The 21,111-nt window shown below is 70.7% G+C and carries 19 protein-coding genes; 6 read left to right on the forward strand and 13 right to left on the reverse strand.

The features are described from left to right. Positions 1–29: 29 nt before the first annotated feature. From VIS07_15560 to dacB, 4 genes are read right to left on the reverse strand one after another with little or no spacing between them, the layout of a single operon-like run. Positions 30–2,057 (reverse strand): glycoside hydrolase family 3 C-terminal domain-containing protein, encoded by a 2,028-nt coding sequence (locus VIS07_15560; protein HEY8516925.1) that lies wholly within the window; start codon positions 2,055–2,057, stop codon positions 30–32. Between the two features lie 11 nt (positions 2,058–2,068). Next, a complete protein-coding gene (locus tag VIS07_15565; protein ID HEY8516926.1) occupies positions 2,069–3,058 on the reverse strand; it encodes an inorganic phosphate transporter in 990 nt (329 codons plus the stop codon). 51 nt (positions 3,059–3,109) lie between these two features. Continuing rightward, positions 3,110–3,736: a DUF47 family protein gene (locus VIS07_15570; GenBank protein ID HEY8516927.1), complete on the reverse strand. Its 627-nt coding sequence runs from the start codon at positions 3,734–3,736 to the stop codon at positions 3,110–3,112. A gap of 54 nt (positions 3,737–3,790) precedes the next feature. After that, positions 3,791–5,335: a D-alanyl-D-alanine carboxypeptidase/D-alanyl-D-alanine-endopeptidase gene (gene dacB, locus VIS07_15575; GenBank protein ID HEY8516928.1), complete on the reverse strand. Its 1,545-nt coding sequence runs from the start codon at positions 5,333–5,335 to the stop codon at positions 3,791–3,793. Positions 5,336–5,432: 97 nt separating this feature from the next. On the opposite strand from dacB, the gene VIS07_15580 reads away from it, so the two are divergent. Further along, complete coding sequence (locus VIS07_15580) at positions 5,433–7,763, forward strand: FUSC family protein (protein HEY8516929.1); 2,331 nt, start codon at positions 5,433–5,435, stop codon at positions 7,761–7,763. Here VIS07_15580 and VIS07_15585 read toward each other — a convergent pair. Beyond that, positions 7,729–8,232 carry a dihydrofolate reductase gene (locus tag VIS07_15585; protein HEY8516930.1) on the reverse strand — a complete coding sequence of 168 codons (504 nt, stop codon included), beginning with the start codon at positions 8,230–8,232 and terminating at the stop codon, positions 7,729–7,731. The genes VIS07_15580 and VIS07_15585 overlap by 35 nt on opposite strands. Beyond that, entirely contained in the window at positions 8,229–9,023 is a 795-nt protein-coding gene (locus VIS07_15590; protein HEY8516931.1) for a thymidylate synthase, read from the reverse strand. Before VIS07_15590 ends, VIS07_15585 begins: the two co-directional genes overlap by 4 nt. Before the next feature lie 101 nt (positions 9,024–9,124). Here VIS07_15590 and VIS07_15595 point away from each other — a divergent pair, with 101 nt between their 5' ends. From VIS07_15595 to trxA, 3 genes are all read left to right on the forward strand, one after another. Then, positions 9,125–10,147, forward strand: coding sequence for a phosphotransferase family protein (locus VIS07_15595; protein ID HEY8516932.1), 1,023 nt, complete (start codon positions 9,125–9,127; stop codon positions 10,145–10,147). Further along, positions 10,147–10,554: a DUF6285 domain-containing protein gene (locus VIS07_15600; GenBank protein HEY8516933.1), complete on the forward strand. Its 408-nt coding sequence runs from the start codon at positions 10,147–10,149 to the stop codon at positions 10,552–10,554. Before VIS07_15595 ends, VIS07_15600 begins: the two co-directional genes overlap by 1 nt. 125 nt (positions 10,555–10,679) lie before the next feature. Beyond that, on the forward strand, positions 10,680–11,006 hold the full coding sequence (gene trxA, locus VIS07_15605; protein ID HEY8516934.1) for a thioredoxin: 327 nt from the start codon (positions 10,680–10,682) through the stop codon (positions 11,004–11,006). 139 nt (positions 11,007–11,145) lie between these two features. Here trxA and VIS07_15610 read toward each other — a convergent pair whose 3' ends face one another. The 7 genes from VIS07_15610 to VIS07_15640 form a co-directional block, all read right to left on the reverse strand. Then, entirely contained in the window at positions 11,146–12,138 is a 993-nt protein-coding gene (locus tag VIS07_15610; GenBank protein ID HEY8516935.1) for a phospholipase D-like domain-containing protein, read from the reverse strand. A gap of 7 nt (positions 12,139–12,145) precedes the next feature. Then, entirely contained in the window at positions 12,146–12,613 is a 468-nt protein-coding gene (locus VIS07_15615) for a DUF4956 domain-containing protein (protein ID HEY8516936.1), read from the reverse strand. A 12-nt stretch (positions 12,614–12,625) separates the two neighbouring features. After that, on the reverse strand, positions 12,626–13,762 hold the full coding sequence (gene rodA / locus VIS07_15620) for a rod shape-determining protein RodA (GenBank protein HEY8516937.1): 1,137 nt from the start codon (positions 13,760–13,762) through the stop codon (positions 12,626–12,628). Further along, positions 13,759–15,624, reverse strand: coding sequence for a penicillin-binding protein 2 (gene mrdA / locus VIS07_15625; protein ID HEY8516938.1), 1,866 nt, complete (start codon positions 15,622–15,624; stop codon positions 13,759–13,761). Before mrdA ends, rodA begins: the two co-directional genes overlap by 4 nt. Further along, positions 15,611–16,117, reverse strand: coding sequence for a rod shape-determining protein MreD (gene mreD, locus VIS07_15630; protein HEY8516939.1), 507 nt, complete (start codon positions 16,115–16,117; stop codon positions 15,611–15,613). Before mreD ends, mrdA begins: the two co-directional genes overlap by 14 nt. 9 nt (positions 16,118–16,126) lie before the next feature. Next, the gene (gene mreC / locus VIS07_15635) at positions 16,127–17,005 is read right to left on the reverse strand and encodes a rod shape-determining protein MreC (GenBank protein ID HEY8516940.1); all 879 of its coding nucleotides are present in this window, start codon (positions 17,003–17,005) and stop codon (positions 16,127–16,129) included. Positions 17,006–17,098: 93 nt separating this feature from the next. Then, positions 17,099–18,133, reverse strand: a complete 1,035-nt coding sequence (locus tag VIS07_15640) for a rod shape-determining protein (protein HEY8516941.1) — start codon at positions 18,131–18,133, stop codon at positions 17,099–17,101. Positions 18,134–18,350: 217 nt separating this feature from the next. On the opposite strand from VIS07_15640, the gene VIS07_15645 reads away from it, so the two are divergent. Beyond that, on the forward strand, positions 18,351–20,276 hold the full coding sequence (locus VIS07_15645) for a SurA N-terminal domain-containing protein (GenBank protein HEY8516942.1): 1,926 nt from the start codon (positions 18,351–18,353) through the stop codon (positions 20,274–20,276). A 9-nt stretch (positions 20,277–20,285) separates the two neighbouring features. Then, positions 20,286–21,110: an alpha/beta fold hydrolase gene (locus tag VIS07_15650; protein ID HEY8516943.1), complete on the forward strand. Its 825-nt coding sequence runs from the start codon at positions 20,286–20,288 to the stop codon at positions 21,108–21,110. Position 21,111 lies beyond the last annotated feature (1 nt).

Here is a 21,111-nt window from a genome sequence, read left to right on the forward strand (position 1 = left end):
GGCGCGCTCGCGCCGCCCGCGCGCGCGGTTCAGTGCTTGACCCGGAAGCTCGCCCGCAGCGGCAGGTCGCGTGACGACCCGCCGACCCACGCGACGTACTCGACGTCCTCGATCCGCCACGCGCCCGCGCCCTCGTCCCAGTAGGCGAGCTCCGCGGCGGGAACCTCGAGCACGACCGTCGCCGTCTCGCCCGGCGCGACGTGCACACGCTCGAACGCGCGCAGGTCGCGCGGCGCGCGCTCGACGCGCGAGCCCTGCGCGCCGACGTAGAGCTGCACGACCTCGTCGGCCGCGACCGCTCCCGTGTTCGCGACCTCGACGTGCGCGCGCAGCACGCCGTCGGGTGCAATCGCGTCGGACTCGAGCGTCAAGCTGCGGTACGCGAACGTCGTGTACGAGAGCCCGAAGCCGAACGGGAAGCGCGGCTCCTCGCCCGCGGCGTCGAGCAGCCGGTAGCCGTGCAGGAAGCCGTACTCGACCTCGTCGCGGTCGTTCGCCCAGGGCGGGAGCTGGTCTTCCGAGCGCGGGAAGGTGATCGGCAGACGGCCCGACGGCGCGACCTCGCCGAGCAGGACCTCGGCGATCGCGTGCCCGCCCTCCATGCCGGGATACCAGGCCATGAGCACGGCCGGCACCTGATCGATCCAGCGCTCGACGACGATCGCGCTGCCGCCCTCGAGCACGACGACCGTGCGCGGGTTCGCGCGCGCGACGTCGAGGATCAGCCGCTCGTGCTCGTCCGACAGCTCGAGCCGCGTGCGGTCGCCCGCCGCCACCTGGCCCTCGCCCTCGTCCTCGTAGGTCAGGCCCGCGACGACGATCGCGACGTCGGCCTGCGCGATGCGCGCGAGGTCCTCTGCGGTTGGCGTGTCGGTCGCGACGACGTCGAGCGTGAAGCCGTGCGCGCGCTCCTCGAAGGCCGCGCGCGGCGTGACGGCGTACGGCGGCGAGACGTAGCTGCTGCCGCGATCGCCGAGGTTCTTCTCGTCGGCGAGCGCACCGACGAGCGCGATGCGCCGCGTCTGCGTGCGGTCGATCGGCAGCAGGGCGCCGTCGTTCTTCAGCAGCACGATCGACTTGCGCGCGACCTCTCGCGCGAGCGCGGTGTGCTCGGCGCAGGCGACGATCGTCGGGTCGAGCGGCAGCGGGCCGTCGTAGATGTCGAAGCGGAACATGATCCGCAGGATGCGGCGGACGGCGTCGTCGATGAGCGCCTCGCTCACCGCGCCCGACTCGACCGCCTGACGCAGGCGCTCGCCGTACACCTTGGCGCACGGCATCTCGATGTCGAGCCCGGCGCGCACCGACCCCACGGTGTCGTGCATGCCGAAGATCCAGTCGGATTCGACGAAGCCGTCGTAGCCCCACTCCTCTTTCAGGATGCGGCGCAGCAGCAGCTCGTGCTCGGCGCACCAGACGCCGTTCACGCGGTTGTACGCGGCCATCATCGAGCCGACGCCCGCGCGCACGACGCGGTGGAAGTGCGGCAGGTAGACCTCGCGCAGCGTGCGCTCGGAGAGGTTCGCGCTCACCGTGAAGCGGTTGTTCTCGATGCTGTTGACCGCGTAGTGCTTGACGCTGGCGACGACGTGGCGCTGCGCGCCCTCGACGAACGCGGCACCCATGACGCCGACGTGGTGCGTGTCCTCGCCGTAGGTCTCCTGCGCGCGGCCCCAGCGCGGGTGGCGCAGCAGGTTGACCACCGGCGCCAGGATGACGTTGCCGCCGCGCGCCAGCGTCTCGACGCCGATCGCCTCGCCGACGCGCCGCTCGAGGTCCGGATCGAAGGTCGCGCCGCGCGCCATGCCGACGGGGAACGCCGTCGTCTCGCCCGCGCGCACGCCGCGCGGCCCGTCGACCATGCGGAAGCCCGGGATGCCGAGCCGCTCGTTCGCCGGCGTGTGGTAGAGGCCGTCGATTGCCTCCATCTGCAGGCCGCTCATCTGCTCGATCTTCTCCTCGAGCGTCATGCGGCGCAGCAGATCCTCGACGCGCTCCTCGACCGGGCGCGCGGGGTCGCGGAACGGTCCGCTCTCCACCTGGGGGCGATCGCTCATGGCGCTGGACCCTACAGGAAGATGCCGATCACGTACCACGTGATCGCCGCGACCAGAGCCGACATCGGGATGGTCAGCACCCAGGCCCACACGATGGTCCCGGCGATGCCCCAGCGGACGGCGCGCGTGCCGCGGGTGAAGCCGACGCCCGCGATCGCGCCGGTGATGACGTGCGTCGTCGACACCGGGATGCCCATCCAGGAGTTCAGCGCGAGCGTGAGGCCGCCGGCGGTCTCGGCGGCGAAGCCGCCGACCGGCTTCAGCTTGGTGATGCGCATGCCCATGGTCTTGACGATGCGCCAGCCGCCCATCGCGGTGCCGAGACCCATCGCGGCGTGGCAGATCAGCACCACCCAGAACGGCACGTGGCCGACGCGCACCGCCTCGGCGTCGAGATAGTTGGTCGCGGCGAGCACCATGAAGATGACGCCCATCGTCTTCTGCGCGTCGTTGAGCCCGTGGCCGAGGCTGTAGAAGCCCGCCGAGAAGAGCTGTCCGATGCGGAACCAGCGGTCGATGCGCAGCGGCGGCTGACGGCGGAAGACCCAGGCGATCGCGACCATCAGCGACGCGCCGAGCAGCAGCCCCATCGTCGGCGCGACGACGATGAAGATCGCGATCACCTCGATGCCGTGCCAGTGCACGAGCTCGAAGCTCGACGCCTCGGCGACCGCCGCGCCGACCAGCCCGCCGACCAGCGCGTGCGACGACGAGCTCGGCAGGCCGAAGTACCAGGTGATCAGGTTCCACACGATCGCGCCGATCAGGCCCGCGGTGACGATGCTCAGCGCTGCGGTTGTCGACAGCGCGGCGATGTCGATCACGTCCTTGCCGATCGTCTTCGCGACGTGCGTCTCGAAGCCGAACGCGGCGATGAAGTTGAAGAACGCCGCCCACAGCACGGCGACGCGCGGGGTGAGCACCTGCGTCGACACGACGGTCGCGATCGAGTTCGCGGCGTCGTGGAAGCCATTGATGAAGTCGAAGACGAGCGCGACCACGATGATCGCGACCGCGACGAGCAGCGCGGTATCGATGGGGAGCTCCTCCGGTCAGGCGTGCTCGAGCACGATGCCTTCCACCAGGTTTGCGACGTCCTCGCAGCGGTCCGTCGCCTCCTCGAGGCCCTCGTAGAGCTCCTTCCACTTCATGACCTGAAGCGGATCCCGCTCGGTCTTGAACAGCTTGCCGACCGCGACGCCCAGCAGCGTGTCGGCCTCGTTCTCGAGCCGGTTCACCTCGACGCAGCGGGCGAGGATCTCCTGCGCGTTCTTCATGTTGCTGAGCCCGGTCACCGCCTTGGCGACCTCCTCGACGCTGAACACGAGCACGCGGGCGAGCTGCTTCGCCTCCTCGGTCGGCGAGGTCATCTCGTAGACGGTGAGCCGGTCGGAGACCGCTTCGGCGAGGTCGAGGATGTCGTCCATCTTGGTGATCAGCCGGTGGATCGAGTCACGGTCGAACGGGGTGATGAAGGTGGTGTGGAGCTTCTCGATGCACTGGTGGGTGATCAGGTCGGCCTCGTGCTCGATCACCTTGATGCGGCGGGCCTTCTCCGGGACGTTGGTGCAGTCCTCGAGGAGATCGACGAGGGCCGTGCAGCCTTCCAGGATCTTCGCCGCCATCTTCTCGAAGTAGTCGAAGAAGGCGATCTCCTTCGGCATCAGTCTTTCGAACACGGACTCCCCCTCTCGATCGGGCCCTCGGCGAACTAGTGGCTCAGGCCCCGAGGGTCAAGGTGGACTCGAGCCGTCGCTTTTGTTGTGGGGGCCGCGCGATCCCCGGTGGTCGCCGGAGCTCCAGCGGGTGACGAGCTCGCGCTCGAGCGCCTTCGCCCGCGACGTCCAGTCCGTCGCTTCGGGCGGCGACGTGCGCACGCGGACGTCACGCTCGGCGTCGAGCCGCGCCCGCGCCGCGGCGTCGGTGAGCAGGATGACGAAGCCGAGCTCGCGGCCACGGGCGTCGGTGAGGTAGCCGACCAGGCCGTCGGCGTAGAGCAGCGTCCCCGTCTTGGCGCGCACGCGCGGCGTGACGGCTGCTTGCTCCGCGACCCGCGCCGTGCCGTTGCCGCCCGCGGCGAGCTCGCCCGGCGAGTACTCCTTGAGCAGCTCGGGCAGCCGCGGCGCCGCGGCGTGCCTGGTGTAGCCGTGGCGCAGGATCGCGGCGAGCTGGCGCGGCGTGTGGCGCGTCACCGAGCTCAGGCCGGAGTGGTTCGCCGCGACGAAGCCGGCGAACGAGGTCTGCGGCAGGCGGTCCTGCCACCAGCGCGCGACGCGCTCCGCCGAGGCGCGCAGCGAGAGACCTTCGCCCGTGAGGCGGCGCGAGGTGGCGAGCCCGGTGAGCTCCGCCGTGAGGTTGTTGCTGAAGCGCAGCAGACCCTCGACCACCCTCGTGAGCGGCGCGCTCTCGACGCGCGCGATCTCGCGCGCCCCCGACGGCACCGTGCCACGCTGCGGTGGCGGCAGCTCGACGCCGGCGCGCCTGGCGAGGGTCGCGAAGATCTCCGCCGCGAGCCCGCCCGGCTCGGCCTTCACCGGCACCTCGACCGAGCCCTTCGCCGGCAGCCGCGGCGAGAGCAGCCAGCGCGGCTTCGGGCCGGGCGCGAACGCGAGCTCGATGCGCGGGTCGACGTCGGCCGAGAGCAGCCCCGCCGAGAGGCCGTGCACCGGCACCGCGCCGCCGTCCGCCGGCGAGAGGAAGGTCGCGTCGAGCCGCCCCGTGCGCGGATCGCGCCGCCAGCGCAGCACCAAGCGATTGTAATTGACGGGCAGCGCTTCGACGGCCGGGTTGTAGGTCGACGCCTCCGGCTGCAGCACGTCGATCTCGTTGGTGCGCGGGAAGAGCGACTCGTCGTAGAAGAACGATCCCGCGACGCGCCGCACGCCCGCCGCGCGCAGATCGCCGACGAGATCGCGCAGGTCGTCGCTGGTCAGCGTCGGATCGCCGCCGCCGCGCAGCCACAGATCGCCCTCGAGGACGCCGTCCTCGATGGAGCCGGTCGCGAGCAGCGTGGTCGAGAATCGGAAGTCCGCGCCGAGCACCTCGAGCGCGGCGAGCGCGGTCGCGACCTTGGTGGTCGACGCCGGGATGAAGGGCTCGTCCGCGTTGTGCTCGTCGAGCACGCGACCGTCGGTCGGGTCGAAGAGCACGTAGCCGAGGTGGTGCGGCGCGAAGCCGTAGCGCGCGGCGAGCCGATCGGCGTCGACCTCGGCCGCGACCCTCGCCGCACCGACCACGAGCAGCGCGGCGAGCAGCCCCATCCCCAGCGCGGCCCGCACGGCGCCCGGTTCTACCAAGCGTGGCGTGCATCGACGAGGGCGCCGCTCCCTTGACGGCGCGCTCGCGCGAAGGGATTTCCTCCCGGACGGTGGTTCCGTGACGGCTCCGACGACCGGCGCGCTGCGCGCCGCTACCCGCGACGCTTCGCCGGACGAACGGCGGCCGCCGCTGCTCACCCGCCTCGCCGAGCTGCTGCGCACCGAGCTTGCGCCGTCGCCGGCGCGCTGGCGCGCGACGGCCCGCATCACCGTCGCCTGCGTCGTCTCCGCGCTGCTCGTGATGACGTTCCGCATCCCCTACGGCCACTGGTTCGTGATCTCGATCTTCGTCGTGAGCCAGCCGAACGTCGGCGCGTCGATCGACAAGGCGATCCTGCGCATCCTCGGGACGGTGCTCGGCGCGGCGGGCGTCATCGCGACCTTTGCCGCCTTTCCGCAGCAGCCGTGGGTCCTCGTGCCGCTGATCGCGGCGTGGATCTTCGCGGGGATGTTCCTGTCGCGGACGAGCGCGTACCCCTACGTCGCGCAGCTCGGCGCGATCACCGTCGTGATGTTCCTCGCCAGCGATGCGGCCGAGCCGGCGCTGTCGGTGACGAGCGGGCTCTGGCGCGTCGGTGCGGTCTCGTTCGCCGTCGTGGTGGCGACGGCGGCGCAGCTCCTGGTCTGGCCGGACGATCCGGAGGACCTCCTGCTCGAGGACCTCGCCGGCATCCTCGGCGCCGTCGAGGCGCGGCTCGCACGGACCGTCGCCGGCGAGCGGCTCGAGTCTGCGGGCGACGACGTGCAGCGTCTGCGCGACGGCGCGTTCAACGGCCTCGCGCGTCAGCTCGACCTGCTGTCGAACGCCGAGAGCCGCTACCGCGCGCTGCGCCGCCGTCACACGGAGCAGCTCGTGCTGATCGAGACGGTGAATCGCATCGCGGTGGCGTCGCTCGCGCTCGAGACGCTGCTGCAGCAGCGCGACCCGACGGGTCGCGGCGTCCCGATCGGCGACGCGCTCGCAGCTCGTCTCGAGCGCGTGCGCGCCGGCGTCGCCGAGCTGCGCGACGCGCTGGTCGAGCGCCGCTCGCTCGCCGCGCCCGACGGCTCGGCCGCGGACGGAGCTGCGAAGGACGACGCTGCGGAGATCGACGCCGCTGCGAGAGACGTCGCCGCGCCCGCCGCGGGCAAGCTCGCCGGCGCGGACCCGCGCGACGCCTGGCTCCTGCCGCCGATCGTCGACCTCGAGGACGCGCTCGAGCACGTGCGGCCGGCGACGGCGTTCCTCGCGCCGCACGGCGCCGCCTCGCCCGAGGCGCTCGGCTCGGTCCTCGACGCCGGCCCGCCGCGCTTCTTCGGACCCACGTGCACGTTCTCCAACGTGCGCGACGTGCGCTTTGCCGCCCAGGCCACGATCGCGGCGATGATCTGCTACCTGCTGGTCGTCGGGCTGCAGTGGCCGGGCATCTTCACGGCGATCGTCACCTGCCTGTTCGTCGCCCAGTCGAGCTTCGGCGCGACCGTGCAGAAGGCGATCCTGCGGCTCTCCGGCGCGCTGCTCGGCGGCGTGCTCGGCATCGCGACGCTGCTGATCGTGGTGCCGAACTTCGACTCGCTGCCGCCGTTCCTGATCGCGGTCGCGCTCGGCACCGGCATCGCGGCGTACGTCGCGACCGGGAGCGCGCGCATCTCGTACGTCGGCATCCAGATCGCGTTCGCGTTCGCGCTCTGCACCTTCGACACCTGGGGACCGAGCGTCGACCTCACGCGGCCGCGCGACCGCGTGCTCGGCATCCTGATCGGCAACCTCGTCACGGCCGGCGTGACGTACTGGCTCTGGCCCGTGCTCGCCGGGCGCGACATGGTGAACAGCCTCGAGTCGGCGCTGCGGCACATGGCGCTGCTCTCGCAGGTCGGCGTGTCGGGCGGCGTCGGCGAGCGGGTCGTGCGTCCCGCGCGCGGCTTTCGCTTGCAGATCTCGCAGGACCTCGCCGCGACGCTGCGCATGCACGGCGAGGCGCAGTTCGAGCCCGGGGCATCGACGCCCGAGCACCGCGACGAGCAGCGTCGCCTGCTCGCGCTGCTGCAGGCGGTGCAGGGCGCGTTTCTCGTGCTCCTCGCGCTGGTGCGCAACCGGCTGAACACCGTGCCGTCGCGCGTCGACCTGCCGTCGCGCGACCGCAGCCACGCGCTCGCGGTCGCCGTGGCGCCGAACCTCGAGGCCGCGGCCGACGAGCTGAGCGGACGTCCGCCGCGCCCTGCGCCCGCGATGGCGGAGCTGGTGCGCGCGGCGGAGGAGGCGATTGCCGCGGACGAGGAGCGGATCGGCGACGACGCCGATCGTCGCGCCGCGCTCGCCGTGCTCGCGAGCCAGCTCGAGCTCTACCGCGAGCTCGCGCCGCGGATCGAGGAGGTCAGGAGGCGGGCGCGCGCCGCTCGAGCCGCGTGAACGCCATCGCGTAGGGATTGCGCTCGTCGGCGGGGCGCTCCTCGCGCGCGGTCTCGCGCCACTCGCCGGGATCGAGCTCGGGGAAGTACGTGTCGCCCTCGACCCTTGCTGCGACCCGCGTCAAGTAGATGCGCGCCGCCCGCGGCAGCGCCGCTTCGTACACCGCGGCGCCGCCGATGACGAAGGCTTCGCTCTCGCCGGCCGCGTGCGCGATCTCGAGCGCCTCGTCGAGGTCACGCGCGACGCGGCAGCCGGGCGCGTCGAGCTCCGTCTGTCGCGTCAGCACGACGTTCACGCGTCCGTCGAGCGCGCGTCCGATCGACTCGTACGTCTTGCGCCCCATGATCACGTGGTGGCCGAGCGTGAGCTCGCGGAAGCGGCGCAGGTCGGCCGGCAGCCGCCAGGGCAGGGCGCCGTCGCGCCCGATCACGCCGTTCTCCGCGACCGCGACGACGAGCGAGACGATCACACCGCGACCGGAGCCTTGATCCCGGGATGGGGATCGTAGCCTTCGAGCGCGAAGTCCTCGTAGCGGTAGTCGAAGATCGAGGTCGCGCGCGGCGCGATGCGCAGCCGCGGCAGCGAGCGCGGCGTGCGCTCGAGCTGCAGACGCGCCTGCGGCAGGTGGTTCACGTACAGGTGCACGTCGCCGAAGCTGATCACGAGCTCGCCGACGTCGAGGCCGGTCTGCGTGGCGAGCATGTGCGTCAGCAGCGCGTAGGACGCGATGTTGAACGGCACGCCGAGGAAGACGTCGGCGCTGCGCTGGTAGAGGTGGCAGGAGAGGCGCCCGCGCGCGACGTAGAACTGGAACAGGCAGTGGCACGGCGGCAGCGCCATGCGCTCGATGTCGGCGACGTTCCAGGCGCTGACCACGAGCCGGCGCGAGTCCGGGTTGCGGCGGATCTCGTCGACGAGCTGCGCGATCTGGTCGATCGTGCGGCCGTCGGGCGCCGGCCACTTGCGCCACTGGTAGCCGTAGATCGGTCCGAGCTCGCCGTCGGCGTCGGCCCACTCGTCCCAGATCGTGACGCCGTTCTCGTGCAGGTAGGCGATGTTGGTGTCGCCGCGCAGGAACCACAGCAGCTCGTGCACGATCGACGGCCAGTGCAGACGCTTGGTCGTCAAGCATGGGAAGCCGTCGGTGAGCTCGAAGCGGAGCTGCTCGCCGAACAGGCTCAGCGTGCCGGTTCCCGTCCGGTCGCTCTTGGGGACGCCCTTCTCGAGGATCCGCTTCAGCAAGTCGAGGTACTGCCGCATCGGCGCCTGCTTTACGCCAGAAAGACGCGCGGCGCGATAGGCGCCCCTCGGACGCGTCGCGGCTTTGCACGCGACGGCGCGATGACGGTAGAGCAACGCCGATGAATCCCGCCGACATCACCGCCGCGGTGGCACCGCTGCTCGAGCGCGAGACGGGCGCGCAGGTTTCGCTGAGCGGCATGCGCTCGATGACAGGTGGTGCCGCACGCGAGGCCTGGGCGGTCGACGCGACGCTCTCGCGCGCGGGCCAGCCCGACGAGCACCTGCCGCTGGTCGTGCTCGTGTTCCGGCCGGGCAGCGGGTTTCGCGCCTTCTCGGCGCACGACGAGCTGCGCTTGCTGCAGGCGACGCACGCGGCCGGCGCGCCGGTGCCGCGCGCGCTCGTTTCGGGCGAGGCCGGCGGACGCTCGTTCTACGTGATGGAGCGTCTGCAGGGCGAGACCATCGGCCGGCGTCTGGTGCGCGACGAGCGCTGGGCTCGGGCGCGCGCGGTGCTGCCGGAGCAGCTCGCGCGCGCGCTCGCCGCGATCCACCGCGTGCCGGTCGGCGAGGGGCAGCTCGAGTTCCTGCCCCGTCCCGCGCCCGGCGTGCCCGTCGCGACGAGCGAGCTCGACCGTCTCGAGCAGCTCTACCGGCAGATCACCGTCGAGCCGCACCCGGCGTTCGAGATCGCGCTGCGCTGGCTGCGCACGCACCAGCCGCCGCCGGGCGACGTGACCCTCGTGCACGGCGACTTCCGCATCGGCAACGTGATGGTCGGCGAGGACGGGCTGCGCGCGGTGCTCGACTGGGAGCTCGCGCACGTCGGCGACCCGCTCGAGGACCTCGGCTGGCTGTGCGTGCGCTCGTGGCGCTTCGGCGCCGACCACCTGCCGCTCGGCGGCATCGGCACGCGCGAGCAGCTCTTCGAGGCGTACGCGAAGGCGAGCGGGCGCGCGGTCGATCCGCAGGCGGTGCGCTTCTGGGAGATCTACGGCAACCTGCGCTGGGGCGTCTTCACGCTGGTCCAGGCGCGCGGCTTTCTCGACGGCATCGTGCCGAGCGTCGAGCTCGCGAGCATCGGACGGCGCACCGCCGAGACCGAGTGGGAGCTCCTCAACCTGATCGAGGGGAGGGCCTTCTGATGCAGGACCGGCCGACGATCGACGAGCTGCTCTCCGCGGTGCGACGCTTCCTCGCCGACGAGGTCGTTCCGGCGACCGAGGGCCGGCTGCAGTTCCTCGCGCGCGTCGCGGCCAACGCCGTCGATCTCGTGCGGCGCGAGCTCGCGAGCGAGACGGCGCACGCCGAGCGCGAGTGGCGCGGGCTCGACGGTCTCCTCGGCGCGGAGCCCATGCCGCGCGGGCGCGACGAGCTCGCCGCCGCCGTGCGGCGTCGCAACGAGGCGCTCTGCGAGAAGATCCGCGCCGGGGCGTACGACGCCGACGGCCCCGAGCGCACGGCTCTGCTCGCGCACCTGCGCACCGTCGTGCACGACAAGCTCGAGGTCACCAACCGCGCCTACCTCGAGGCCGACGCGAGGCGCGGGTGAGCTGCGGCAGAGACGGGCGCGCTTCGCGCCGGGCCAGGTTCGGGTCACAATGGGAGGGCCGAATTGGAATGGGCCTTGCTGCCTGCTAGCCTCCCCATCCGTTTCGAGACAAGGAGCAACGCCAAATGTCGAACGTACGAGAAGTCAGCGACGCGACCTTCGAAGCCGAGGTGTTGCAGTCCGACACACCGGTGCTCGTCGACTTCTGGGCTCCGTGGTGCGGACCCTGCCGCGCCATCGCGCCGGTGGTCGAGGAGCTGGCCAACGAGTACGCCGGCAAGCTCAAGGTCGTGAAGATCAACGTCGACGACAACCAGGCGACGCCGAGCCGCTACGGCGTGCGCGGCATCCCCAACCTGATCGTCTTCAAGGGCGGGCAGGTGCACGAGCAGATCGTTGGCGCGGTGCCGAAGAGCCGGCTCGCGCAGGCGGTGCAGAGCGTCGTCGCCTGAGCGCCCGGCTCGGTCCGGAACTCGGCATCGAGCCTTCTCGCACGCCCGACGGCTCCTGGTCGTCGGGCGTGCGTGCTTTCCGCAGGGCGCGCACACAGCGCCGCGCTGCGCTCTACCCGAGCAGCGCGCGCCGCGACCTCTACTCGTGCACGAAGTCGGGATCGTCCGGCAGCTCGCCGTGGTCGTGGCTCGCGAGATCGAGCGGATCCGGCGGCGAGTACGGCTCGGCCTTGTGCCAGTCGTGCTCGAAGATGCGCGACAGACGCTCGACGAGGCGCTGGTCCTCGAGCACGATGCCGAGCTCGCGGCGCTGATCGAACGAGCGCCGGTCGATGTTCATCGAGCCGACGAGCGCGCGTCGCTCGTCGGCGATGATGATCTTGGCGTGCAGCTTGAGGTGCTTCTGCCGGTGCACCTTGACGCCGGCGCGGCGCAGGATGCGCAGCGCGCTGAAGGTGTCGGGCGCGTCCGCCATGCTGATGCCGTGCTTGCCGCCCGAGAGCAGTCGCACGTGCACGCCGCGGTCCTGCGCGGCGGCGACGCGGTCGAGGATGGTCGCGTCGACGAACTTCGGATGCTGCACGTCGAGGCGGTGGCGCGCGGAGTCGATCAGCTCCGCCATCATCGTGCGTGAGTTGTCGGCGCTCCAGGCGAGGTTCGTCTTCGGCGCGGGACGGAACGGCGCGCGCTTCCAGTCGGCCTCGAAGCAGCGGCGGATCTCCTCGACCTGCACGGGGTTCGAGGTCAGCACGCCGTAGTCGCGCGTCTGGCCGAAGTACTTCTTCGACAGGTTGAAGGTCGCGATCAGCGCGCGGCGGCCGTCGAGCACCATCGACTTCTCGTGCGTGATGACGAACTGCGGGTTCGTCCACTCGACCGGCACGCCGTGCTCGCGCAGCTTCTCGTAGGTCTCGTCGTTCACCCGGCTGCCGCCCGTGCGGTGCGGGTTCAGCATGACGCGCACCTGCACGCCGCGCTGGTGCGCGCGGATGATCGCGTCGATCACCGAGTGCTCGTGCAGCGTGAACTGCTTCATCTCGAGCGAGTCCTGGACGCCGTGCAGGAGCTCGAGCACGCGCTCGACCCTGTCGTCCGGCTGGACGATCAGCTCGAGGTCGCCAGCGGGCCGCATGCGTGCGTCAGTCGGCGTCCGCCGCCGCGGCGTCGTCCTTGGCGCCGCCGCGCGCGAGACCCATCGACGAGAAGTGGAACAGCAGGATCAGCACCATGAGGAACAGCGTCGCGAGCGCGGCCTCGACGACCTCGCCGACACCGCACGCGAGCCCGACCACGACCGCCGCCAGCACGTACGACAGATCGACCGCGTCGTTGACGCGCAGGCGGTAGCGGATCACCGAGAACGCGCCCCACACGCCGAGCGCACGCGCGATGCTGCCGCCGATCAGCGCGATCACCAGCGCGACCAGCACGCCCATGAAGACCAGCGACAGCGCGAAGTTCCGCGAGTACGGCTTCTTGCCGCGGTAGGTGATCCGGTAGAGCAGCGCCAGGATGTAGGCACAGAGCGCGGCGAAGCCGATCGAGATCAGAACCTTCTCGGGGTCAACGTGAACGTCGTGGGCGAGGCTCTCGAGAAGGTTCTCCATGTCCGCTCCGGATCAGAAGTTGGGAATGCGCTCGGGTGAGAACCGGCGCATGTTCACGTTGATCACGAGCCCGACGCCGGCCATCAAGGTCATCAGCGACGAGCCGCCGTAGCTGAAGAAGGGCAGGGTGATGCCGACCACGGGCAGCAGCCCGGTGGTCATGCCGAGGTTGATCACCGCCTGCCAGAAGATGTTCGCCAGCACGCCGAAGGCGAGCAGCGCGCCGAAGCGCTCCTTCGCGCGGTTCACCACCACGAGCCCGCGCAGCATGAGCGCCGTGTAGAGCGCGATCAGCCCGATCGCGCCGACGAAGCCCCACTCCTCGGAGAACACCGAGAAGATGAAGTCCGTGTGCTGCTCGGGGAGGAACTTGAGCTGGTTCTGCGTGCCGTGCAGGAAGCCCTTGCCGGAGAAGCCGCCCGAGCCGATCGCGATCTTCGACTGGATCACGTGGTAGCCCGCGCCGAGCGGGTCGAGCTCGGGGTTGAGGAACGTCTGGATGCGCTTCAGCTGGTACGGCTTCAGATGCGACATCAGGTAGGGCAGCGCCGGAACGAGGGCGAGCGCCGCCCCGCCGATGATCGCCCAGGTGCGCGGGCTCGGACCGGCGAGCACGACCATGCTCGCGATGACGAAGCAGAACACGCCGGCCGTCCCGAGGTCGGGCTGCGCGAGGATCAGCAGCACCGGCGGCAGCGACAGCAGCACCGGGACGACGAGGTCGCGCAAACGCAGACCTTCGGGGCGCATCTTGCGGTGGAAGTAGCGCGCCAGGACGATGATCAGCGCGAGCTTCATCATCTCCGACGGCTGCACCGAGAACGCGCCGAGGTCGATCCAGCGCCGCGAGCCGTTGGTCACCGTGCCGAACAGCGGCACGGCGAGCAGCAGCGCGAGCCCGCCGGCGTAGGCGACGTACGCCCAGCGCTCGAGCTTCCGGTAGTCGAAGCATACCATCGCGATCGTCGCGCAGGTGCCGATCGTCGCCCACATTGCTTGACGCCAGGCGAAGGTGCTGGCGCGCGCGGAATGCGGATCCCAGCTCGCGCTGTACACGGACGCGGTGCCGATGGCGATGATCGTCAGCATCAGCAGCATCGTCACCACGTCGAAGTGGTAGATGAGCCGACGATCGACCATCAGCCTCATGCGTGCCCTCCGTCGGAGTCCGCGGTCGCGCTCGCGAGCTGGTAGGAGCGACCGCGGGTGAGCGCGAAGTAGAAGTCCGCGACGTCGTGCGCGATCGGCGCCGCCATCGCGCCGCCGCCGCCGCCCGCGTGCTCGATCAGCACGGCCATCGCGATCTCGGGCGCGTCGACCGGCGCGAAGGCGACGAACCACGCGTGGTCGCGCAGGTGCTTCGCGAGATGGTGCGTCTTGGTCTGCTTGCCCATCTTGAAGACCTGCGAGGTGCCGGTCTTGCCGCCGACCTGGATGGTGTCGAGCTTCGCCTTCTTGCCGGTGCCGTTGCGCGCGTTCACCACGTCGCGCAGCGCCTCGCGGATCTGCAGCAGCGTCGACTTGCGCAGGTTCGTCGTGCCGAGCACCTCCGGCTCGATGGTCTCGACGACCTCGCCCGCGGGGCTCTCGATGCGCTTGACGAAGTGCGGCTTGTAGCGCGTGCCGCCGTTCGCGACGGTCGCGATCACGTTCGCCATCTGCAGCGGCGTCGCGAGCACGTAGCCCTGGCCGATCGCGACCGACAGCGTCTCGCCCGCGAACCAGGGCTCGCCGAAGCGCGCCTTCTTCCACTCGGAGGTCGGGATCAGGCCAGGCTTCTCGTGGTCGAGCGTGATGCCGGTCGTCATGCCGAGGCCGAAGCGGTGCGCGTACTCGGCGATGGTGTCGACGCCGAGCCGCTGCCCGACCTGGTAGAAGTAGACGTCGCAGGACTCGACGAGCGCGCGGTGCAGGTCGACCGAGCCGTGCCCGCCCTTCTTCCAGCAGCGGTACGTGCGGTTCGCGAAGTGGTAGCCGCCGCCGCAGAAGATGCGCGTGAACGGCGTCACCGCGCCTTCCTCGAGCGCCGCCGCGGCGGTGACGATCTTGAACGTCGAACCCGGCGGGTACTGGCCCTGGATCGCGCGGTTGTTGAGCGGACGCGTCTTGTTGTTCGACAGCTCGCGCCACTCCTCGCGCTTGATGCCGCGCGCGAACACGTTCGGGTCGAACGACGGCTTGCTCACCAGCGCCAGGATCTCGCCGCTGTCGGGACGCAGCACGACCACCGCGCCGTCGTGCGGCTCCATCAGCTGCTCGGTGAACGCCTGAAGCCGGCGGTCGATCGTCAAGATCATGTTGTTGCCCTGCGTCTGCGGGACGCGGGACAGCACACGCAGCTTGCGTCCGAGCGCGTCGACCTCGATCTGCTGGCCGCCCGGGATGCCGCGCAGCCGGCTCTCCCAGGACTTCTCGGCGCCGAACTTCCCGATCAGGTCGCCCATCCGGTAGCCCGGGTACTTGCCGAGCTCGTCCGCCGAGACCTCGCCGACGTAGCCGAGCAGGTGCGAGGCGACGGAGCCGTACGGGTAGGTGCGCAGCGGGCCGACGTCGAGGCTCACGCCGGGGAGCTCGAGCTGGTGCGTCTCGAGCATGACGACGTGCTCCCAGTCGACGTCGCGCTTGATGATCAGACCCTCGTAGGGCGGACGCGCGCGCGCCGCCTGGATCAGCGCCTTGACGTTGATGCCGTCGGCCTTCAGGAACTCGGCGACGCGCTGGATGGTCTCGGCGAGGTTCGGCGTGTCCTCGGGGACGACGACGACGTCGAACGACGGCCGGTTGTCGACCAGCGGCTCGCCGTTGCGGTCGTAGATCAGACCGCGCGTCGCCGCGATGCGCTGCAGGCGGATGCGGTTGTTTTCGGAGAGCGAGCGCCACATCTCGCCCTCGCCGATCTGCAGCTTGTAGAGCCGCAGCCCGAGCGCGCTGAACAGACCGACCACGCCCAGCCCCGAGAAGAGCAGGCGGCGGCGCATCTCGTTCGGCGCTTCGCGGCTATTCAGCGGCATGCGACGACCTCACGGGACGTGGCACGTAGCTGTCGAGCGCAGAAAACACCGCCGGTGCGAAGACCAGCGCGAGCAACGCCTCGATGCCGAGCGTCCGCAGCACAACCCCCCAGCTCACCGTCCGCGCCGACGCGACGGCGAAGTAGAGCACCACCGTGACGATCTTCACCGCCGAGCCGAGCGCCACGGCGGCGATGTTCGACATGGGGTTCTCCATCCATAGCCGCTTCGAGACGAGGTATACCACCCCGAATACGAGGGTCATGGTGAGGCAGTAGAGTCCGGGCACCGCGCCGGAGAAGGTGTCGAGCAGGTAGCCCAGCAGGAACGCGCCGACCGCGCCGCCCGGCGAGTGGTAGTGCAGCCCGAGGTAGACGACGAGGACCACGATCAGGTCCGGCGCCGCCGGGAGAAAGCCGAGGCGCTGCACGAGGGTGGTCTGCACCACCACGGCCAGCACGCCGGCCACGGCGAAGATCAACAGCGGCCGCATCGCGCAGCGTCAACCGCCGTGTCGTCCGTTGCCCGACGAGTCCGCTCGCGAGGCTTCGGGTGGCACCTCGTTCTCCGGCGCCTCCACCACCAGCACCTCCTCGAGCTTGTTGAAGTCCACCGCCGGCGCGATCTCCGCGGTCTGGAACAACCCCCCTTCCTCGCGCGCGAGGCGCACGATCGTCCCCACCGGGATCCCCTTGGGGAAGATGCCGTCGAGCCCCGAGGTCGTGACCAGGTCGCCGACCCGCACGTCCTCGCGGTGCTTCACGTACTTGAGCTGACATCCGCCGTTCAGGCTGCCCTCGACGATGCCGCGCGCGCGGCTCCTCTGCACGAGAGCATCGACACCGCTCGATGGATCCTCGAGCAGCAGCACGCGGGCGGCGTTCGGGCTGGTCGACACCACGCGCCCGACCACGCCCATCGGCGCGATCACCGCCATCCCCTTCGTGACGCCGTCGTTCTCGCCCTTGTTGATGGTCGCCGTGCGGAAGAGCCCGCTCGCGTCGACGCCGGTGAGGCGCGCCGCGACCGACTGTCCGGGCAGCCCCTCGCGCAGATCGAGCAGCGCCTGCAGGCGCGCGTTCTGGCTCTCGATCGCGGTCACGCGCTGCGCCTGCGCCTCGAGCTCGCGCACCCGCTGCCGCAGCCAGTCGCGCTCCTGGCGCACCCCGACCAGGTCGACGTACGCGCGCCAGGTCCGCCCCATGGTGCTCGACACCGTGCTCATCAGCGTGCTGATCGGCGTGATCACCTCGAGGAAGACGACGCCGAGCGGGTCGATGCGGCGCTTCCCCCGGGTGTTGGTCACCAGCAGGGCGAGCGAGAGGGCGAGCAGGGTGCCGGTGCTGAACAGGACGGAGTAGCGGCGCAGCAGCGTCAGCATGCCGCGTCGCCGTCGCTCGTCACGCGCGTCGTGCTCCGGAGACCTGCGCTCTCGTCCGTGTGGGCGGTTTCGCCGGTGAGTTCGGCCGCGTGCCTACTGGATGGTGACATCCTTGAGCAGGCTCAGCTCGTCGAGGACCTTGCCCGCGCCCATCACCACCGCGGTGAGCGGATCGTCGGCGAGCATGATCGGCAGCCCGGTCTCCTCGCGCAGCAGGACGTCGAGGTTGCGCAGCAGCGCGCCGCCGCCTGCCAGCACGATCCCCTTGTCGACGATGTCCGAGGCGAGCTCGGGCGGGCAGCGCTCGAGGCCGATGCGCACCGCCTCGACGATCTGGTTGATCGGCTCGAGCAGGGAGTCGCGGATCTCCTCGTCGGAGATCTCGACCGTCTTCGGCACGCCGGCGACCAGGTCGCGGCCCTTGATCTCCATGGTCTGGATCTCGCTCGACGGGTACGCCGAGCCGATCGTGATCTTGATCAGCTCCGCGGTGCGCTCACCCACCAGCAGATTGTACTTCCGCTTGATGTACTGGATGATCGCCTCGTCCATCTTGTCGCCGCCGACGCGGACCGACTTCGAGAAGACGACGCCCGAGAGCGAGATCACGGCGACCTCGGTGGTGCCGCCGCCGATGTCGACGATCATGTTGCCGGTCGGCTCGGTGATCGGCAGACCGGCGCCGATCGCGGCCGCCATCGGCTCCTCGACCAGGTAGACCTCGCGCGCACCCGCCGACTCGGCCGACTCGCGCACCGCCCGCTTCTCCACCTCGGTGCAGCCGAACGGCACGCAGATGATGATGCGCGGGCGGAACAGCGACTTCCGGCCGTGGATCTTCTGGATGAAGTAGCGAAGCATCGCCTCGGTGATCTCGAAGTCGGCGATGACGCCGTCCTTCAGAGGCCGGATGGCGATGATGTTGCCGGGCGTGCGCCCCAGCATGCGCTTCGCCTCGGCGCCGACGGCGAGCACCCGGCGGCCGTTGCGACTCTCCTTCTGCATCGCCACGACCGAGGGCTCGTTGCAGACGATCCCTTCGCCCTTCAGGTAGATGAGGGTGTTGGCGGTGCCGAGGTCAATCGCAAGATCGTTCGAGAACCACCCCAGCAGCGAATCGAAAATCATGGTGTTGCCGACACCCCCCCGCTTCTGATGACCGCCCCTCTCGCGGAGCATCAGCAAAGCGACCCGTCAGTACCAGATGCCCTATCGGGCGGCAACGGTCCGGGCGCGGTTTCGCGCCCAATTTGACGTTTGCTTGTCGCCGTCGCCGCCTCGCGAACGGCGCGCGACATCCGTTCCCGCGTTGCCTTCCGGCGGGCGCCACCGCTATCGTCGCGGGATGCTGCATTTCGTCCGGCGCCACGCGCAGTCGAAGTTCGTCAAGGTCGTCCTCGGCATCATCATCCTGGTGTTCGTGCTGTGGGGTGTCGAGGCGGTGGTGAGCGGCGGCAACCCGCTGACGACGGTCGCGATCGTCGACGGCAAGCCGATCTCGCAGATCGAGATCGCGCGCGCCGAGCGCAGCATGGCCGAGGCCTACCGCGAGGCTTACAAGGGCAACTTCACCCCGGAGGTCCGCAAGGCGCTCAACCTGCGCCAGCGCGCCCTCGACGGCCTGATCGACCGGTTGGTGCTGCTCAACCAGGCCGAGAACCTCGGCATCGAGATCACCGACCAGGAGCTGCGCGACGTGATCGTCGACAGCCGCGGCTTCGCCCCGGGCGGGCGCTTCGACAAGAACTATTACGTCCGCGCCCTGCGCTCGATCGGGCTCACGCCCGCCGAGTACGAGGCCATGCGCCGCGAGGACCTCGCCGCCGAGCGCCTGCAGCAGATCGTCCTCGACGGGGTCACGGTCAGCGACCAGGAGGTCCGCGACGCCGTCGTCGCCCGCGAGGAGAAGCGCTCGCTCGCCTTCGTGAAGTTCCCCGCCTCGGACGAGACCGGCTCGGTCGAGGTCACCGACGAGGAGCTGGAGAAGTTCTTCGAGGCCAACAAGCAGCGCTACCAGGAGCCCGAGAAGGTCAAGGTCGAGCTGCTCGCCTACGCCCCGGAGAAGTTCTCCGACGAGGTCGAGGTCAGCGAGGAGCAGATCAACGAGTACTACGAGGCGAACCTCAAGACCCGCTTCACGCAGCCGCACGAGGTGAAGGCGCGCCACATCCTGATCCGCGTCGCGCCCGACGCGAGCGACGAGACCAAGGCGGAGGCCCGCAAGCGCATCGAGGAGGTCCAGGAGAAGCTGCGCAACGGCGCAGACTTCGCGGAGCTCGCCAAGGAGTACTCCGACGACGTCGGCTCGAAGGAGAACGGCGGCGATCTCGGCTTCTTCCCGCGCGGCCGCATGACGCCGGCCTTCGAGGAAGCCGCGTTCTCGCTCGAGCCGGGCGAGATCAGCGAGATCGTCGAGACGCCCTTCGGCCTGCACCTGGTCCGCGTCGACGAGGTGCGCGAGGAGCGCGAGAAGCCGCTCGACGAGGTGCGTGACGAGATCGTGCAGGCGCTCAAGAAGGAGGCCGGCACCGAGAAGGCACGCGAGGTGGCCGAGGAGGACCAGAAGGCGCTCGTCGGCGGCGAGTCGATCGACGCCATCGCCGAGCGCCGCGGCCTGACCGTCGAGCGTCCGGCGCCGATGACCCGCGGCGCCGCCTTCCCGACCGTCGGCCGCTCGATGCCGCTCACCACGGCGCTCTGGGAGCTGCCCCCCGGCGGCTACACCGAGCCGACCGACGTCAACGGCACCGTCGTGATCGCGAAGCTCGTCGAGAAGGTGCCGAGCCGGACGCCGGAGCTTGCCGAGGTCAAGGACCGCGTCGAGGCGGCCTACCGGCTCGAGCGCGGCACCGAGGCCGCGAAGAAGAAGGCCGAGGAGCTGCGCGCCGCCGCGGCGAGCGCGGGCAGCCTCGAGAAGGCGGCCGAGGCCGCGGGCAAGCAGGTCGAGACCACGCCGGAGTTCGCCCGCGTCGGCGGCTACGTGCCGGAGATCGGCCCGAGCATGGAGCTCAAGGACGCGGCGTTCGCGCTCACCGAGGACAAGCGCCTCCCCGACCAGGTGTTCGTCGTCACCAGCGACGCGTTCGTGGTCGAGCTCAAGGAGCGCACGGTGCCGAGCGACGAGGAGATCGCGAAGAAGATGGACGAGACGCGCCAGAGCATCCTCGAGCGCCGTCGCGCCGACGTCTTCCAGCGCTACCTCCAGGAGCTCAAGACGAAGGCGCAGATCGAGGTCAACGCCGACCGCCTGCAAGAGATCCCGCCGGTCTGAGGACGGCCGATGGCGATCGCGTTCCGCGCCGGCGAGGGGACGCGCGGCGGCGTGCTGCTGGTGCACGGCTTCACCGGCACGCCACACGAGATGCAGGGGCTCGCCGACCCGCTCGCGTCGGCCGGCTACCAGGTCCTCGGCGTGCGGCTACCCGGTCACGGCGACGCTCCTCCGGACGAGCCGAACGACTGGCAGGCCTGGGACCGCGCGGTCGAGGAAGCGTTCGCGGAGCTGCACGACCTCGCGCCCGGCGCGCCGAAGGCGGTGATCGGGCTGTCGATGGGCGCGCTGCTCGGGCTCGAGCTCGCGCGCCGTCGTCCCGGCGAGGTCTCGTCGCTGGTCGCGCTGTCGCCCGCGGTGACGCTGCCGACCACGCTGCGTGCGGTCCTCTGGCTCGCCGACCGGACGTTCCCGCCGCGCGTCCGCGACCGCCGCATCCCGAAGCGCGAGAGCGACATCCGCGACCCGGTCGTGCGCGCGACGCACCCGAAGTCGGCGCCGTTCCGCGTCGCGTCCGTGCTGTCCTTCAACCAGCTCCGCGTGACCGTGCGCCGTCAGGTCGGTGCGGTCACGCAGCCGCTCTTGATCGTGCACTCGCGGCTCGACCGCACCTGTCCGGTGTCGGGCGCACACTGGCTCGCGCGTCGCGTCGGCTCGCGCGACGTCGAGCTCGTCGTCCTCGAGCGCTGCGGGCACGTCATTCCCGTCGACCTCGAGCGCGACCGCGCGACCGAGGCGATCCTCTCCTTCCTCGGCCGCACGCTGCACGGCGCCCCGCAGCGCGAGCGGCCGATCGAGGAGATCCAGCAGGCGGTGCGCGAAGCGGGCGGCTGAC

Source organism: Candidatus Binatia bacterium, from assembly GCA_036563615.1.
Classification (GTDB): Bacteria; Desulfobacterota; Binatia; order UBA12015; family UBA12015; genus DATCMB01.

Excerpts from the sequence above, each read along its gene's own strand:
- mreD (HEY8516939.1), bottom strand. The coding sequence starts at position 16,117 with ATGCGGCCGCTGTTGATCTTCGCCGTGGCCGGCGTGCTGGCCGTGGTG.
- VIS07_15590 (HEY8516931.1), bottom strand. The coding sequence starts at position 9,023 with ATGCGGCAGTACCTCGACTTGCTGAAGCGGATCCTCGAGAAGGGCGTC.
- VIS07_15645 (HEY8516942.1), top strand. The coding sequence starts at position 18,351 with ATGCTGCATTTCGTCCGGCGCCACGCGCAGTCGAAGTTCGTCAAGGTC.
- VIS07_15595 (HEY8516932.1), top strand. The coding sequence starts at position 9,125 with ATGAATCCCGCCGACATCACCGCCGCGGTGGCACCGCTGCTCGAGCGC.
- VIS07_15560 (HEY8516925.1), bottom strand. The coding sequence starts at position 2,057 with ATGAGCGATCGCCCCCAGGTGGAGAGCGGACCGTTCCGCGACCCCGCG.
- VIS07_15640 (HEY8516941.1), bottom strand. The coding sequence starts at position 18,133 with ATGATTTTCGATTCGCTGCTGGGGTGGTTCTCGAACGATCTTGCGATT.
- mrdA (HEY8516938.1), bottom strand. The coding sequence starts at position 15,624 with ATGCCGCTGAATAGCCGCGAAGCGCCGAACGAGATGCGCCGCCGCCTG.
- mreC (HEY8516940.1), bottom strand. The coding sequence starts at position 17,005 with ATGCTGACGCTGCTGCGCCGCTACTCCGTCCTGTTCAGCACCGGCACC.
- VIS07_15650 (HEY8516943.1), top strand. The coding sequence starts at position 20,286 with ATGGCGATCGCGTTCCGCGCCGGCGAGGGGACGCGCGGCGGCGTGCTG.
- VIS07_15615 (HEY8516936.1), bottom strand. The coding sequence starts at position 12,613 with ATGGAGAACCTTCTCGAGAGCCTCGCCCACGACGTTCACGTTGACCCC.
- VIS07_15600 (HEY8516933.1), top strand. The coding sequence starts at position 10,147 with ATGCAGGACCGGCCGACGATCGACGAGCTGCTCTCCGCGGTGCGACGC.
- trxA (HEY8516934.1), top strand. The coding sequence starts at position 10,680 with ATGTCGAACGTACGAGAAGTCAGCGACGCGACCTTCGAAGCCGAGGTG.
- rodA (HEY8516937.1), bottom strand. The coding sequence starts at position 13,762 with ATGAGGCTGATGGTCGATCGTCGGCTCATCTACCACTTCGACGTGGTG.
- VIS07_15610 (HEY8516935.1), bottom strand. The coding sequence starts at position 12,138 with ATGCGGCCCGCTGGCGACCTCGAGCTGATCGTCCAGCCGGACGACAGG.